Below are 15,466 nucleotides of genomic sequence, written 5' to 3' on the forward strand. Positions count from 1 at the left end.
TTTTTGTGAAATATTCCTCATTTTTTGTCATGTTACCGAAAAGATTGTAACATTTGTCCCTCGTTTAAATAACTGTCAACTATGACATTCTGCCCATTTTTGGCAGTGTTGGATGTTTATATAGTATATTGGAAATTCCCGCTAACCTGAAAGCATTCTCATAAACCCTTGATATGCTTGAATTTCTCTTGTTCCTCTGAATAATTATAGTTTTAAAACTTATTAGAGTTGCAGACTTACCAGTAACAACCAGGTTTATTACAAAAAACCCATGTTATGATAGTTTTGCAAGAGAGAGACAAACTAAATTTTCGGGAGGAATTCGAGAATGAAGAAAAAAATGATCCTATCAATTGCGGCAGCTGCAGCCTTACTTGCAGTAAATCCGGTTATGGATAAAGCTGATGCTTCAACACTGCAAACTAAAGTTTACTATTATAAGAGTGGTAACGTAAGCAACGAGCAAATCAACTCAATTCTGCAGAAATATCTTAAAAACTATCAATTTAATTGGAAGCAGCAAGCTCCAGCTCAAGCTCCAGCTAAAGAGCCAGTAAAAGCTCCTGCTCCAACGACTGTTCAACAGCCGGCAAAGGCTCCAGCTACAACTCAGCAGCAGCCTGCTAAAGCTCCTGCTCAACAAACAGCACCTGCTCCAACAACAAACTCTGCTGTAAGTGCTTATGAGCAGAAGGTAGTTGAATTAACTAACCAGGAGAGAGCAAAGAATGGCTTGAAGCCGCTTGCTCTTGATACTGAATTAAGCAAGGTTGCTAGAGAAAAGTCTCGTGACATGCAGAGCAAAGGCTATTTCAGCCACACGAGCCCAACTTACGGTTCACCATTTGATATGATGAAGAAATTCGGTATCACATACCGTTCAGCTGGTGAAAACATCGCTATGGGCCAGCCTACCCCTGAAGAGGTTGTTAAGGCATGGATGAACAGCGAAGGCCATCGTGCAAATATCCTTAATGCAAGCTACACTCACATTGGTGTTGGCCACATTGCATCAGGTAACTACTGGACACAAATGTTCATCGGAAAATAATTGTACAAGCTAAGAACAGCCAAAATTTTGGCTGTTCTTTTTCTTGGTTTTTTATTTTTCTTAGTTTGTTCCATTCTTCTTGCCATATTCATGAAAGATCAATTTCGGAGTATTGCAGATCCGATTGTTTGGCAAGCCTAAGCTCAAGCACTCCATCTTTATGGGAAGCCGCAGCACCTTTACGTTTCACTGTAGCTGGCAATATTAATGTATGTTTATCAGTGTCCTCAGGAATATGTTCAATTATAACCTGGTTGGAAGTATAAAATAATCTCATTTGTTTTAGCCATTCCTCACTCTTTAAAGGAATTCGAATAAATACATAATCATGTGTTTCAAAAATTTCCGCTTTGATTGTATTTACCGGTTCCATGGGAGCTTTTGAATTCTTCTCCATATCACGCAGCCATTCCTCTGGCTTGAGCATGCTGTTCATATTAGGCTGAAATACCTTTCCCATCATTTGCTGTACATATTTCTCTATTTCATCAGGTTTCATTTCAAGAAATTTCTTTTGAGAATTGCGATCAAAGGGCAATAAATTCCACGGAAACAATTTTATCCCGCCTTTCAAGCAGACCAGCTTCGATATTCATATCATATGCAATAACCTGCCCAGCTGTTAATTTGAGCAGAATACACAGCAGAGCTAATGTTTGCAATTCCTCTGTCTTCTTTTTAGTATAATGATAAGTAAACCTATTTAATGTGAGGGACTAAGAGTGACAAACAAAACAGCTTTGATTACCGGAGGAGCCGCCGGTCTAGGCAGGAGAACGGCTCTGCAGCTTGCTGCCGAGGGGTTAAACATTGTTATTAATTTTCGAAATAGTAAAGAGGCAGCAGAGGAGCTGGTGGCAGAAATAAAAAATACCCATGGTACAGAAGCTGTTTGTATACAGGGTGACATTACTGTCTTCAGCGAGTGTGAAAAAATTGTTGCAGCTGCTTTAGAGACATTCTCCACCATTGATATTGTGATCCATAATGCTGGACCTTACATCCCGGAAAGGAAAAAGATGTATGATTATGAAGTCCAGGAATGGAACTATATCATCAATGGAAATTTAAATGCCATTTTTTATCTGACAAAACTCCTCCTTCCTTCCATGCGAAAAAACAAGTGGGGAAGAATCATTACAATTGGCTTTGATCGTGTTGAATCAGCACCTGGCTGGATTTACAGATCAGCTTTCGCTGCAGCAAAATCAGGCTTAGCCTCACTCACAAAGACTCTGGCATTGGAGGAGGCAGAGAATGGGATAACCGCAAATATGGTTTGTCCTGGTGATATCATTGGTGACTGGAAAGAAAGGACGATAGCTGATGCAATACAGGCGACTGATACATCGGTTCCAGTTGGAAGGCCAGGAACCGGAGAGGATATCTCAAGAGTAATCAGCTTTCTTGCTGCAGAACAGTCAAGCTTTATTACTGGAGGCATTATTCCCGTTACAGGCGGGAAAGATGTGCTGGGGAAGGTCTTTAGGGAAAAATAACAGAACGCCATAATGGCGTTTTTTTTTGTATACTAGTGGAAGAATCTTAATTATAAACCATAATATTATTATGTTAACAACAAGTTGCACCTTATTTTATTTTAGTTGAATAATGACTCATTTTACAGGAAAAAATAAATTTAGTTAAACTTTAAAAAAAATAATCTAATTATTAGTAATATTTGTTAAATAATTTTAAAGAGTAGGTGATAAAAATGGCAAACGGCTTTAACATGAACAGAATCAACCCAAACCAAACCCAAATTTTCTTTGCTGACGGAAGATACGAAACATTGACAGATGCTGAATTAGAAGCATTTTTATCTGAAGCAGCTTTATTTGACAGAGAAGAAATGGAAGCTCAGGATCCAATGAACTAAGCTGATTCTGGTGTAATAAAAAACGTCCTGTTTCCAGGACGTTGAATACAAGTTATTACGCTTCGAGGAGCTGCACACTTTCTTCTTCGACAGCAGCCGTTCTCTTTAAATAAAGCGTATATTGGTCTTTTGGTATCTCATATAAATCATATAGATCTCCATGAGCGTTTAGCTGTTCATAAATTGACTGCCGCGTTTCATTCGCTTTGACTGCGTATGGCAATTTTTCGGCAGCTTTAATTGAGCGGATATTCACTTTCCTGATTCTCATGAAGATGGTTTCAATCCCAAGCTCATAGAATAATTCCTGGAAGAAAGCATCCTTTGCCAAATTATTATAACCCTTGCCATGGAATTGCTTTCCAAGCCATGTTCCAAGGAATCCAGCACCGTCCTGCACATCAAAAAGATTGATTGTGCCGATTGGGGCTCCCCATTCATCAAGAATTGTCCTGGAAATCAATTCCCCGCGTTCTTCTGCTTCAATCGTCTGTTTTGTGATAAAAACAAATTCATCATATGAATAAGCTTTTTGGCGCACAAAAGGGAAGACTTCCGGATGCACCATCAGCTCAAATAATTCATGGCATTCATGAATGTCACGTTTCCTGAGCATTTGTATCCCTCCATACAGGGCAGTCCTATCCCGTGCGAATGTAACAACACGGCCACCCTCGAAATTTTTTGTAAGTTGCTAAAAAATTTCGGGGTGGGAATCGAACCCACTAGAACCAGGATACTGGTGGCGCACCATTTGCCTTCCCTAATCACTCTATCATTTATTAAATTATGTTGGATTAACTTGTTTCCAAAGAGTATCATACTAAAAAATTTCGAAAAAGAAAATAGGTTTTTCACCATTTTTTTTTGCGTTTTTTTGGCAAAAATCTACACGGAATTTGAGCCGTTTCGACTATTCCTGATAGACGAATTGACCATTGATCATTGTCCAAATTGGTTTTGAGCTGAAATGGAATGGATGCTGGCTCCATAGAACTAGATCGGCGTCCTTCCCGGCCTCAATACTCCCTAACTTGTCATCGACACGGAGATTCCTTGCAGGCAGGATTGTAATCCCTTCAAGTGCTTTTTGTTCTGATAACCCCTCTCGTACGGCAATAGAGGCACAGACATTCAAATACTGAATTGGGGTATATGGGTGGTCAGTCGTTACAGATACTTCGACACCATGATTTGTGAGCTCCTGATAGGTTTTCCAGCTTTTATTCTTCAGCTCAACCTTTGAACGGCGTGTGAGAGTTGGTCCGACTGATACCTTCAAATTCAATCCCTGAAGCTCATCAGCTATAAGGTGGCCCTCTGTACAATGCTCAATGCGCAAATCCAGGTTGAACTCCTGCGCAAAACGAACAGCGGACATGATATCATCGGCCCGGTGAGCATGGATTCTTACCGGGATCTCTCTGTTAAGCGCCAGAAGAAGCGGCTTAACCCTAAGGGAATCAGGATTTTCCGATTTCATCGCCTCATAGAATGCCTCCCTCAGCATTCCCATGATTCCCATCCGTGTAATTGAATCTTTGTTCCCCATACTGTGGATTCTTTTCGGATTCTCGCCGAGGGCGATTTTCAAGCCTGCTGTCTCCTGGATAATCATATTCTTGATATTCTTGCCAGCTGTTTTGATAACAGAAGTTGTTCCGCCAATCACATTGGCGCTTCCAGGCATGATATGAACAGTTGTAATTCCATACTTAATAGCGTCTCCGAAAGCGGGATCGAGAGGATAGACCCCATCGATTGCTCTTACATGAGGACTCATCGGTTCAATCGTTTCATTTGCGTCATTTCCTGCCCATCCTGTTCCCTCATCGTATAACCCCAAATGAGTATGAACATCTATAAAACCGGGAAGCAAATAGCCATTCGTACAATCAATGACCCTGTCACCGGATTCGACTGGAATGTCACGGCCAACGCGGGAGATTTTTCCTTCATCTATTAAAATATCGCAATTGGTTACTGGATCAGACGTTATTGGCATCACATAAGCGTTTTTAAGTAAAATTCGATTCATATTAAATCCTATCCTGTGAAGTTATTTTTATCATTTTATCAGTTTTAGTGGGCTTTGACACCATGAAAGAAAAATTTATTGGGCCGGGGTCCATTCGAACAAGGAATTGTTCATTAAGAGCTTAATTCAATTTATTTCCCGAAGGTTGCCTTCATCTATTTGAAACTTTTTCGGACTATATTCGTAAAAATATATATAAGAAGTTGGAAGGGGAAAAGATCATGCCGAAGAATGATGAAAAGCTGTTAGCTGCTGGTATTTATGTTATTAGTTTTTTTACTGCATTCCTGGGTCCGCTGATTATTTGGCTGCTCAAGAAGGATGATTCAAGCTATATCGATTATCATGGAAGGGAGTATATGAACTTTTTCATATCCTATACTGTTTATGGAATTGTCAGCGGGATACTGGTTGTCCTGCTGGTCGGGATTTTTATGCTTTGGATTGTGGGGATCCTTGGTGTGGTCTTTACCATCGTCGGGGCGATTAAGGCATTCGAAGGGCAGGAATACAGGATTCCATTCATTTTCAGACTTCTATAGCAAATATGTAAAATCCGGCAGATACAGCCGGATTTTTTTGCATTTCAGGAAGCAAACAAATTGGTAAACACTTTGAAATTTATTTTGAACGTTTTCGTGCCTCCACCGTCTTATGACTGGAGACATAAAAGGAGGTAAGGAAAATGGAATTATTCGAAACTATTAACTGGGCATTGTTTGCTCCCGTACTTGTCATTCAGGCGATCTTATTAATTGTTGCTCTTATTGATTTGGTTAAAATAGAAAAAACAAATGGTCCGAAATGGATTTGGGGAATCGTTATTTTTTTCATAAATATCATTGGGCCAATCCTTTACTTTGTGTTTGGAAGGAGAAATAACTGATGGCTCTGGTGCATGTTGAAAATCTGGAGAAGAGCTTCAAAGATTTGAAGATTATCAAGGGGCTTAATTTCCAGCTTGAGGCTGGGAAATGTGTGGCCTTAATCGGTGCAAATGGTGCAGGAAAGACCACGACGCTTAAAATGCTGTCAGGACTGCTGCAGCCCAGCAAAGGAAGTATTTATTTCGAGGGTGAGAAAAAGGGAGAAGATATCAGAAAGCTGATAGGCTATCTCCCTCAGCACCCTGTTTTTTATGAGTGGATGTCCGGGCAGGAATTCCTGGAATATACGGGGAAGCTTACCGGTCTTAGCTCCAGGGAAGCGAAGGACCGGGCAAATGAACTGTTAGATCTGGTAGGGATAGCTGAAGCGAAAAAAAAGAAAATTGCGAAATATTCAGGCGGAATGAAGCAGCGTCTTGGTATTGCACAGGCAATTATCCATAAACCCAAATTAATCATGCTTGACGAACCCGTATCCGCCCTTGATCCATTCGGACGAAGAGAAGTGCTTGAATTGCTGGAGAAACTGAAGCAGGAATCAACTGTGTTGTTTTCAACGCATATTCTCAATGATGCCGAGGAGGTGTGCGAAAGCATCTTGTTCCTGCATAATGGCGAAATCATTGAATCTGGGACAATGGAAGTATTCAGGGAGAAGTACCATCAGTCGAAAATAGACCTTGTATTCCGTGATGATTCAGAGTCCTATGTTAAAAGCCTTCTAGATCATGAAAAAATTAAGACAATCGAGACAGACGGAAATAAAGCTAAAATATACAGCGATGATATCGAGGCGGTGAAAGAAGAAGTACTGAACATGGCAGTGCTTAAAAAATGGCCGCTTCACAAATTTGAAGTCAGTTCGATCACACTGGAGGATGTATTTATGAAGGTGGTGCAAAAATGAGTCAGCTTTTCACATTAACAAGTAAGGAATTTTTGGAAATGGGAAGGAATTACAAGTGGATTTGGGTGCCTGTCGCTTTTATACTGCTCGGTGTCATCGATCCGCTGACAACCTATTACTTGCCAGACATATTAAAGGCATCAGGCGGTTTGCCGGAAGGTGCAATTATAGAAATCCCCACTCCGTCTGCAGGAGAAATTTTCATGACGAGCATGGGAGAATTCCAGACGATCGGCACCTTGATTCTCGTGCTGGCAACAATGGGGACGATCTCAGGAGAGAGGAAAAGCGGTGTCGCTCAATTAATACTTGTTAAACCGGTATCTTATTTTTTCTATATATTTTCTAAATGGATCAGCGGAATGATATTGTTTATTGTTTCATTGTTTATTGGATTACTTGCATGCTGGTATTACACAGGCGTGTTATTTGATTTTATACCTTTTGATCAATTCATCGCTGCGTTTGGTTTATATGGTTTGTGGATTAGTTTGTTGATTACGATTGTTCTCTTTTTCAGTGCGATTTTTAAACATCCAGGGGTTGCTGGAGCAGTATCACTGGTAGTAATTATTGTAGTCAATTTGTTGGGGAGCAAATTATCCCATGTCATGGAATGGAGCCCGACTCAGCTCATGACCTATGCTGGAAATCTTGTTTTGTCTGATTCAATTGGGGAGGAAGCCTGGATTTCTATTTTAGTTTCAATACTTTCGATCATCCTCTTACTCTTCTTTTCAGTATTTATTTATAAAAGGAAAGAGCTGGCAGAATAGAAAGCCGCCTGGTTTACAAAAACCAGGCGCTTTTTTTATAGGTTAAAAATACTGTTTTTAACGAGGGGGATGTCGAAAGATTAAGATAAATCAGTAGGATAAATGATTCTTTTAACTTATTGAAATAGAGTTAAAACCAGATTTGTTTTTGCAGAAATAATAAATTATACCTAAAAAAGCCATAAATCTCCCTTTCAATGTGATTAATTCGTTATATTGCGAAAGTTAAAATTTTAAATATAATGAAAATTAAGATAAAGAGGAGGGGTAATATGTTTACTAGAAAAAGATTATATGCGGGCACACTGGCTGTGCTTTTAGGGGCTGCGACTATTTTTAATGCAGGGATCAGCAAGGGGGAAGCTGAAACAGCAGAGAATGAATACCTTGTCATTTTTAAGGATCAGCAAGGTTTGCCGGCAGGATTTGCCGATGCAATCAAAAAAGCTGGCGGTCAAGTCACAGATAAATTGGACAAGCTTGGTGCTGTCGAGGTAACTTCGACTAATGCGAGCTTTTTGAATGAAATAAAAAAGTCCTCTCTAGTATTGGAAGCTGGGGCTGAAAATATTGTTTATCCTGAACAGACGATTGACGGCGAGACGGTTTCTGCCGAGAACTTTACTGAAGGTGCAGATTTCTATAATCAATATATGTGGGACATCAAGCAAGTAACAAATAACGGTGAGTCATGGAAGCTCCCGGGAGGAACTGGAAAGCCTGTATCCGGTGATGATATCGTAGTCGGTGTTATTGACACGGGAATTGATTATAACCACCCAGATTTAAAAGATAACTATGCAGGCGGGAAGTCGTTTGTCCCTGGATATGACGATCCAATCGACCAGAATAGCCATGGAACTCACGTTGCTGGTTCTATTGCGGCAAAAGGGAGAGCACTTGGTGTAGGGCCCGACTTGAAGGTTGCTTCATATCGTGTCTTTGGGCCGACAGGCGGAGCTGAAACTGCACATATCGCCGAAGCCTTGATGACAGCAGCAGATGACAATGTCGATGTAGTGAATATGTCACTTGGCGGCTACGACTGGTTCCAAAATCCAGAATATGCTACAAAGGACATAGTCGCAGATGTTCATCTATTCAATCGCGCAATACAATATGCAATCCAAAAGGGTGTGACGGTTGTAGGTTCAGCAGGTAACAATGCACTAGACCTGAGCAGTCCTGGAAAGTTGTCTGGTGATGACAATGGTGCCACACACAGAAGCCCAAGCAGCCAGACCATGATCCGTGTGTCCGCTGGCGGTGCACTAAAGAATCTTGCTTTCTATTCTAACTATGGTGTCGGGAAAATCGATGTAATGGCGCCGGGCGGCGACCTTGGTCCTAACTATGATCCTGCTACTGGCGCTGGCAGAGATAATAATTATCTTGCATGGAGTACCGTACCAGTCTTGGACCCTAAGACAAAAGAGGTAATCGGCCATGCGTATGGCGGTAAAGGCGGAACATCAATGGCAGCGCCAAAAACAGCTGCGCTGGCAGGGGTAATCATTGCCAAATACGGAAAAGACAAGCTGTCTCCGGCACAAGTTAAGGCAATGGTTCAACAATCAGCTGAAGATGTATTTGCTCCAGGATATGATGAAAAAGCAGGCCATGGACTGATTAATGCTGTAAATGCTTTGAACCTGAAATAATCTTAATCAAGGCGACGAACGGGTTTCCTGTTCGTCTTTTATTATGAAGTTATGACAATGTAGAGAAGCTGCAAGGATAGGTACTTATGAAAGTGAAAAACAACCCTGGAGTTTCAATCCGGGGTTGTTTCTGTGTTTAAATTCCTGGAAGTATGCCTGACAACAGGCTTAAAATATATACCATGGCCAGAGATGTAAGGCCTGCGATAAAGCCGCCCAATGTCCAGGCTTTTAATGTCTGGGGAATGGTCAATTTACCGAACTTGTTAACCACCCAGAAGCCAGAATCATTCGGAAGAGAAAGCCCGATACCGCCGGAACAAATTGCTAGGCCAAGCAGGATAGGGGAAATTCCCAAGTCCACAGCCATAGGGCCCATGATGCTTGAAGTTGTCACAAGTGCAACTGTTGCGGATCCAAGCGATGCACGCAGGATCTGGGAGAAAATAAATGCCAGCAGCAGCACAGGAATGCTCCAGTCCTGCATTGTAGAGATTAAATAATCCCCGATGCCACTTTTATTTATCACTGCGCCAAAAGCACCCCCAGCACCGGTGATAAGGATGATAATACCAGCAGAGTTGATTGCCTCTGAAAATAGTTTTTCCTTTGGTTCATTGATGTAAGGAGCCAAAACTACGATCGCAGCAATTACCGAAATCAATAAGGCCACGTTCTTTTCGCCAATAAATCCGAAGGTTGCAGAAATGTATGTCTCAGGAAAAAGAAGCTGTGAGACTGTATTTGCTAAGATCAGCACAATTGGCAATGCCAGCATGAAGAAGGAAAGTCCAGTACTGATTTCCTTTCTGGAACCAGTTTCCACAGCGGCTGCTACTTCATCAAGTTCCCCTGAATGATTGATCCGCTTGCCAATGAAAAGTCCATATAGATATCCGCCCACTAGGGTTGCTGGAACGGCACAAATTATTCCATATAGGATAAAAAGTCCTAAATCAGATTTAGTGTTTTCTGCTACTACCAGTGGCCCTGGAGTCGGTGCGATCATATTGTGTGAAACGATGAGCCCGACTCCCAGAGCAGTTACAAAAGTTACAACCGATAATCCAGTTTTCTTGGATAAGCTTTTGATTAAACCGCTAAGAATGACAAAAGCAGCATCAAAGAATACAGGTATCGATACTGCAGTCCCTGTTAATGCAAGACCAGCTGGGGATTTGCGAACACCAAAAGCTTTTAGTACTGCCTGTGCAATCTTTTCAACTGCACCTGAAGCTCCTAGAAATTGACCGAAAATTACTCCAAGCCCGATCAGTACACCTACGCCTGCAAGTGTGTTGCCAAAGCCGGTTGTAACAATTCCTGGAACTTCCTTAATTGGAATACCAATGGCTACCGCAGTGGCTAATGCTACGCCAATCAATGAAAGGAATGGTTCCATTTTAAGTTTAAGGATCAAGAAGAATAATGCCGCAAGTGATAATAAGAAAATCACAATTAACATATTTCCAGTTACCATGTTTTTGCCCCCTTGTTTATAAAAGAATATTAGCTTTCCAAATTTGAAACGATATCACGCAGCGCGGTCGCAGACCCTACATTCCCGGGAAAAATGATATATGGGATGAAAGGGAAGGTGCTTTCTGCTCCTGTTTTCCAGACGGGGATTCCCGGCAGTACCTGCCCTGCAACTGTTGCACGTTTTACACATAATCCTTTGGTTCCGATATCACTCGAAGTGATCCCGCCTTTTGCGATCAAGTATTTAGGCCTGATCTCAAAGTTTCGGACAATGCTAGTTACAGCATTAGAAATTTCCACGGAAAGCTTTAATTCTTCTTCCTCCATCCCATCCCCGAGATCGAGTCGTTCCCGTCTTGTATAAATAACTGCAGTAACACCTTTACGGACATACTCCTCAGCTTCTGTTTTAGCTCTGTTCACCTCCTGCAAAAAAACGTCTTTATTTAAAACTAGATGCGAATCCAATTCGATGAAGTGAAGGGTAGAGAGAGCCTTCAATTCGTTTAGCTGTTCAGTTGTTTTTTTAACATGGGAGCCAACAATAATCAGTCCGCCAAAATCAGGATTGTCACCGACCAGTTCCTCTCTTGTTAAAAGTGGTCGTGAAGAAATGTCACCGATAATTTTGGTGAAGGCAGCAGCAGTTCTGAAGATAAAACTCTTTCCTTTATTCAAAGCATTTATTAAAGCGATCGAGAAGACTTTAATATCAGCTTCTTCAAGAGCATTTACTACGACTTTATTAAAATCAGTTACTTCCAAAAGCTGATCAGCTATTTTCTCAATTTCAAAGTTGCGGATGGACTCAAGCGAAATATAGGTCACTTTGTCCTGGCAATATCGGCCGCCGGTTTTTTCTTCAACCCATTCACCAAGATGGCTTGACCGATAACCAAAAGTCCTGTCCCCAGCGAATTCTGTCTGCCCAGCTGGTACAAGCTCGTTCCCTTGCTGGACATAATGAATATTGTTTACAGTGAGCCTGCCGCCTTCCTTGAAAAATGGTGTTATGACTTCACCATCCACTTTGAATCCAGTCTCACGTTCAATCGATTCGCCGATTACTTCTGTTTCGAGAGGGTAATGCCCCCGGAGGGTGGAATCACCGCGGCTTATCAGCAAATATGGAGTGTTTAGCTTCTGGGATATTCGCTCCACACGAACTGCTATATCCCTATGGACATGTTCAGTTTCTTCCGCAGTGAAAGCCCTTGAATTGGTTAAGATAAAGAACATTTGAGAATCTTCCAAAAAACCGCCTTCAATGGTTTCTTCAGTCCAGTCAGTGTATACAGAAACGCCATGGACAGTCTGCACTCCTGTCGGATCATCATCCAGTACAATAATTTTGTGCTTTAATGATGGCCTGATTTCTGACCAAACCTTTTCGATTTTTTCATAGTCAATACTTGGATATGCGGTTGTTATTTCGTTAATATTCAGATTTTTCATCCTTCATTAACACCCTTTACTTCCGTATGAGCAAGCTTTTCATAATATTGAACAAGGCCAGAGTGATCGTCAGCTGCTTTTCCATCAACTTTCAGGGCATGGAACATTTCTAATACCTGACTAGAAAGCGGGAGAGGAACCCCGATTGAGTGTGCTGTTTCCATTACATTCGTCAAATCTTTCAAATTGATATCAATACGCCCTCCAGCCTGGAAGTTACGTTCAAGAATCATTGGCACTTTTGCATCAAGGACAGCACTTCCAGCCAAACCTCCACGAATTGCTTCATACATCTTCTTGATATCAATACCAGCTTTTGCAGCAAGTACCAGAGCCTCGGACATTGCCGCAATATTTACATTCACCATGATTTGATTAGCAAGCTTGGCGGTGGTTCCGCAGCCATTTTCGCCTACAAGGACGATGTCTTTGCCCATACATTCGAGTACCGGCTTTACCTTTGCAAATATTTCTTCTTTTCCGCCTGCCATAATGGCAAGCGTTCCGTCAATTGCCTTTGGCTCTCCGCCACTTACGGGTGCATCGATCATTTCTAATTCTTTTCCAGCCAGTGCTGATGCGATTTCCTTAGATGCTACAGGCGTAATTGAGCTCATATCGACTACAACAGCACCAGTTCGCGCACCCTCAATGATACCGTTTTCACCAAGGACCACAGATTTTACATGTTCAGAGTTTGGCAGCATTGTAAAGATGATGTCACTATTTTGCGCTACTTCTTTGGGAGATTTAGCGCTGCGAGCACCTTCCAGTACGAGCTGGTTTACAGCATTTTCGCTGATATCGAAAACTGTTACATCATGTCCATTTTTTAATAGATTCTCAGTCATGGGTTTTCCCATAATTCCTAAGCCAATAAAACCTAAATTCATTATGCATCCTCCTCAGTTGTAAAGCGTTTTCATTTCTTGTAACAAATTGTACACACTTTTATTTATTTTGTATACATAAATATTAAAAATGTATACAAATTTTTATTTCGCTTTTCTTTATCAAGCTGAATCTCTATAATTTAAGTAGTTAATAATTGATTCGGTGTTTGAAAAAGGAGGCAAACTGCTACTCAGCACTGGACAATACTTATTTTTTCTCGATCCAACTATTTCGGTAGCAGTAAGATTATGACCAAAGAACCTGCCCGTATGGCGTATTTACAATCGTATGAATATATTAGGGATAAAATCCTGTCCGGAGAGATTCCCGGGGGGACAAAGCTGGTTGAGGAAAGACTGGCAGAAGAACTTGGCGTAAGCAGGACTCCAATCCGTGAATCAATAAGGAAACTGGAGCAGGAGGGGCTGGTAAAACAGAAGAAGGTTTTCAATCCAACCAGCAGTGACCTCCGGAACATTTTCCAGGTACGGATCCTGCTTGAAGGTTTTGCGGCACGATATGCAGCTACTTATATGGATGAATCAACCTTAGAAAGCCTGGAAGAGTGCATTACTATTGCAAAGAATGGAACCACAGATGAAATAATGATCGCGAATGAAAAATTCCATGATATTATTGTGCGGGCCACAAAAAATCCCGTCATGATCGATATCATTGACCGGATGCAATCAATAATTTATCTTTTCAGGAAGACGGTAGTATACCATAAAAGACCCTTCCTCATTGACGAACATCAATTAATCTTTGATGCAATCTCGGAACATAATGCAGATAAAGCAGAAGAACTAATGAAAGAGCATCTTCAGACAGACCTGGATTTTGCGCTGCATCTTTTAAACAATAATTGAATTGGATCAAAACAAAAGGGAAGCCGCTTCTATTAATTCGAAGCGGCTTTTTGATGCAGGAAACACTATTGCTCTGAAAACTCCGTACCCACAAATCGATAAAAGTAGCAATTTAGCAGAATGTTTATATCGTTTTATTAATAGACTTTAAATGACGGAGCAGATTCTTTTACCCAAGGAGATAATAGATATGAATATCCAGCAATATTATCAGCAGACAGCCTATATTAATTTGAACGGTTCTATTATTTCTGCAGGACTCCTTTCAGCAATATTGACAATATGCATGCTCCTATCCTGGGAAATACATTTACCAATCATCGTCCTTCCTTTCATTTCCGTTTGTTTCCTTCAGTATCATCGTTATCTGTCATTTTTGAAAAAGTCTGAGGATAGCAGGATTTATCAGCGGTTATATTCTGATAAGGAATTCCTGAAGCAAAATGATTTAATGATTGCTTTTGCGCCTGCTCCCGCTCTTAAGCTGTTGTTTTTTACGCCTGATGGGATGCTGGCAGGCGAATTAAAGGAAGTAAAACAAAAGCACTGGCGCTGGATTATGCCTTACTTTCTTGATAAGAAAATAAAAAAAACCTTTGGTCTCTATGATTCTGCGGGTATGCTGCTGGCAAGTTTTAGAGCCGAAGGGATCAGGACGGAAATCTTTGAAGGCAAGGATAATCTGATGGGTTTCTTTTATCCGAAAAATAAGAATAGAGAAGCCGGGACTGCCATTTTACAAGGAGGCAAAAAACTGAAGTTTGTAAGGACATCAGGTGTCAGCAAGGAGCTGCAGCTGATTACTGGAGGCGGAGTTTCAATCTGGAGAGTTCAAAAAGGATGGATGCCTTTGGAATGGGCTAACATATTTGTGGAAACGAATACTCCAGCGATGAAATTCGATTACAGTATTGCCTGTGAGGATAGACTGGCTGTTTATGCAGCATTAGTTCACCATTATCAGTACTATGACCACTAGAATATTTATCCATTTTGAATTATGCCGTTTATGTCCTTAAGTTTAAGAGAACTATTAAGTAGAAAATACTTAAGGAGGTAATGGACATGGTGAATCAGCAATATCAAGATTGTATTCAAGCCTGCATTGAGTGTATCGAAGCTTGTAATGTGTGCTTCGATTCATGTTTGAAGGAAGAAAATGTGAAAATGATGGCTGAATGCATTCGGATGGATAGGGAATGTGCAGAAATTTGCGGTATGGCGGTAACAGCGATGCAAACAAACAGCCACTTTGTCAACCAGATTTGCGGGCTGTGCGCAGAGATTTGTGAGGCTTGCGGAAATGAATGCAAAAAACATGACCACGAACATTGCCAGCGCTGTGCGGAGGCATGTTTCAAATGTGCTGAAGAGTGCAGAACAATGGCATCTTAATTAATAGCTTAATCATTGCAGCCAGCCCAAAATGATGTGACCCCCGAAAGTTAGAGTTTAATATTATGCAGCGAATTGGCTGGTATGAAGACGGAATTGAACCGGACTCATGCCAGCCAATTTTTGTTTAATCCTTTTGTGGTTGTAATAATGGATGTATGATTCGATATCT

General features: G+C 41.1%; 18 protein-coding genes. 11 read left to right on the plus strand and 7 right to left on the minus strand.

Going from position 1 to position 15,466, the window contains the following annotated elements; all coding sequences use genetic code 11:
• Window positions 1-328 precede the first annotated feature (328 nt).
• Window positions 329-1,051 (plus strand): CAP domain-containing protein, encoded by a 723-nt coding sequence (locus AC3EBE_RS24875; RefSeq protein WP_488597715.1) that lies wholly within the window; start codon window positions 329-331, stop codon window positions 1,049-1,051.
• Between the two features lie 88 nt (window positions 1,052-1,139).
• Here the strand turns inward: AC3EBE_RS24875 and AC3EBE_RS24880 are convergent, their stop codons facing one another.
• On the minus strand, window positions 1,140-1,607 hold the full coding sequence (locus AC3EBE_RS24880) for an Hsp20/alpha crystallin family protein (RefSeq protein WP_488597716.1): 468 nt from the start codon (window positions 1,605-1,607) through the stop codon (window positions 1,140-1,142).
• A gap of 166 nt (window positions 1,608-1,773) precedes the next feature.
• Here AC3EBE_RS24880 and AC3EBE_RS24885 point away from each other — a divergent pair, with 166 nt between their 5' ends.
• Both AC3EBE_RS24885 and AC3EBE_RS24890 read left to right on the plus strand, forming a co-directional pair.
• Entirely contained in the window at window positions 1,774-2,550 is a 777-nt protein-coding gene (locus tag AC3EBE_RS24885) for an SDR family oxidoreductase (RefSeq protein ID WP_488597717.1), read from the plus strand.
• Window positions 2,551-2,765: 215 nt separating this feature from the next.
• Window positions 2,766-2,930, plus strand: coding sequence for a hypothetical protein (locus tag AC3EBE_RS24890; protein ID WP_488597718.1), 165 nt, complete (start codon window positions 2,766-2,768; stop codon window positions 2,928-2,930).
• Window positions 2,931-2,985: 55 nt separating this feature from the next.
• Here AC3EBE_RS24890 and AC3EBE_RS24895 read toward each other — a convergent pair whose 3' ends face one another.
• Window positions 2,986-3,546 (minus strand): GNAT family N-acetyltransferase, encoded by a 561-nt coding sequence (locus AC3EBE_RS24895; RefSeq protein WP_488597719.1) that lies wholly within the window; start codon window positions 3,544-3,546, stop codon window positions 2,986-2,988.
• A 297-nt stretch (window positions 3,547-3,843) separates the two neighbouring features.
• Window positions 3,844-4,968 (minus strand): amidohydrolase, encoded by a 1,125-nt coding sequence (locus AC3EBE_RS24900; RefSeq protein ID WP_488597720.1) that lies wholly within the window; start codon window positions 4,966-4,968, stop codon window positions 3,844-3,846.
• A gap of 221 nt (window positions 4,969-5,189) precedes the next feature.
• Here AC3EBE_RS24900 and AC3EBE_RS24905 point away from each other — a divergent pair, with 221 nt between their 5' ends.
• From AC3EBE_RS24905 to AC3EBE_RS24925, 5 genes are all read left to right on the plus strand, one after another.
• Window positions 5,190-5,510: a DUF4870 domain-containing protein gene (locus AC3EBE_RS24905; protein ID WP_488597721.1), complete on the plus strand. Its 321-nt coding sequence runs from the start codon at window positions 5,190-5,192 to the stop codon at window positions 5,508-5,510.
• Between the two features lie 143 nt (window positions 5,511-5,653).
• Window positions 5,654-5,854: a PLD nuclease N-terminal domain-containing protein gene (locus AC3EBE_RS24910; protein WP_488597722.1), complete on the plus strand. Its 201-nt coding sequence runs from the start codon at window positions 5,654-5,656 to the stop codon at window positions 5,852-5,854.
• The gene (locus tag AC3EBE_RS24915; protein ID WP_488597723.1) at window positions 5,854-6,762 is read left to right on the plus strand and encodes an ABC transporter ATP-binding protein; all 909 of its coding nucleotides are present in this window, start codon (window positions 5,854-5,856) and stop codon (window positions 6,760-6,762) included. The genes AC3EBE_RS24910 and AC3EBE_RS24915 overlap by 1 nt, the downstream gene beginning before the upstream one ends.
• Complete coding sequence (locus tag AC3EBE_RS24920) at window positions 6,759-7,538, plus strand: ABC transporter permease (RefSeq protein WP_488597724.1); 780 nt, start codon at window positions 6,759-6,761, stop codon at window positions 7,536-7,538. The genes AC3EBE_RS24915 and AC3EBE_RS24920 overlap by 4 nt, the downstream gene beginning before the upstream one ends.
• A gap of 272 nt (window positions 7,539-7,810) precedes the next feature.
• The gene (locus tag AC3EBE_RS24925) at window positions 7,811-9,199 is read left to right on the plus strand and encodes a S8 family peptidase (protein ID WP_488597725.1); all 1,389 of its coding nucleotides are present in this window, start codon (window positions 7,811-7,813) and stop codon (window positions 9,197-9,199) included.
• A gap of 136 nt (window positions 9,200-9,335) precedes the next feature.
• Here the strand turns inward: AC3EBE_RS24925 and AC3EBE_RS24930 are convergent, their stop codons facing one another.
• Genes AC3EBE_RS24930 through garR form a run of 3 tightly spaced genes read right to left on the minus strand, consistent with a single transcriptional unit; the run spans window position 9,336 to window position 13,029 of the window.
• Window positions 9,336-10,679: a GntP family permease gene (locus AC3EBE_RS24930; protein ID WP_488597726.1), complete on the minus strand. Its 1,344-nt coding sequence runs from the start codon at window positions 10,677-10,679 to the stop codon at window positions 9,336-9,338.
• Window positions 10,680-10,708: 29 nt separating this feature from the next.
• The gene (locus AC3EBE_RS24935; protein ID WP_488597727.1) at window positions 10,709-12,136 is read right to left on the minus strand and encodes a four-carbon acid sugar kinase family protein; all 1,428 of its coding nucleotides are present in this window, start codon (window positions 12,134-12,136) and stop codon (window positions 10,709-10,711) included.
• Window positions 12,133-13,029, minus strand: a complete 897-nt coding sequence (garR, locus tag AC3EBE_RS24940; RefSeq protein WP_488597728.1) for a 2-hydroxy-3-oxopropionate reductase — start codon at window positions 13,027-13,029, stop codon at window positions 12,133-12,135. The genes AC3EBE_RS24935 and garR overlap by 4 nt, the downstream gene beginning before the upstream one ends.
• A 249-nt stretch (window positions 13,030-13,278) precedes the next feature.
• Here garR and AC3EBE_RS24945 point away from each other — a divergent pair, with 249 nt between their 5' ends.
• From AC3EBE_RS24945 to AC3EBE_RS24955, 3 genes are all read left to right on the plus strand, one after another.
• On the plus strand, window positions 13,279-13,899 hold the full coding sequence (locus AC3EBE_RS24945) for a GntR family transcriptional regulator (RefSeq protein WP_488597729.1): 621 nt from the start codon (window positions 13,279-13,281) through the stop codon (window positions 13,897-13,899).
• Window positions 13,900-14,089: 190 nt separating this feature from the next.
• Window positions 14,090-14,878 (plus strand): hypothetical protein, encoded by a 789-nt coding sequence (locus tag AC3EBE_RS24950; RefSeq protein ID WP_488597730.1) that lies wholly within the window; start codon window positions 14,090-14,092, stop codon window positions 14,876-14,878.
• Window positions 14,879-14,964: 86 nt separating this feature from the next.
• Window positions 14,965-15,294 carry a four-helix bundle copper-binding protein gene (locus AC3EBE_RS24955; RefSeq protein WP_488597731.1) on the plus strand — a complete coding sequence of 110 codons (330 nt, stop codon included), beginning with the start codon at window positions 14,965-14,967 and terminating at the stop codon, window positions 15,292-15,294.
• 63 nt (window positions 15,295-15,357) lie between these two features.
• Here the strand turns inward: AC3EBE_RS24955 and AC3EBE_RS24960 are convergent.
• The coding region (locus AC3EBE_RS24960) for an IS3 family transposase (protein WP_488597042.1) at window positions 15,358-15,466 on the minus strand (109 nt) is incomplete at its 5' end.

The organism is Mesobacillus sp. (assembly GCF_057785455.1).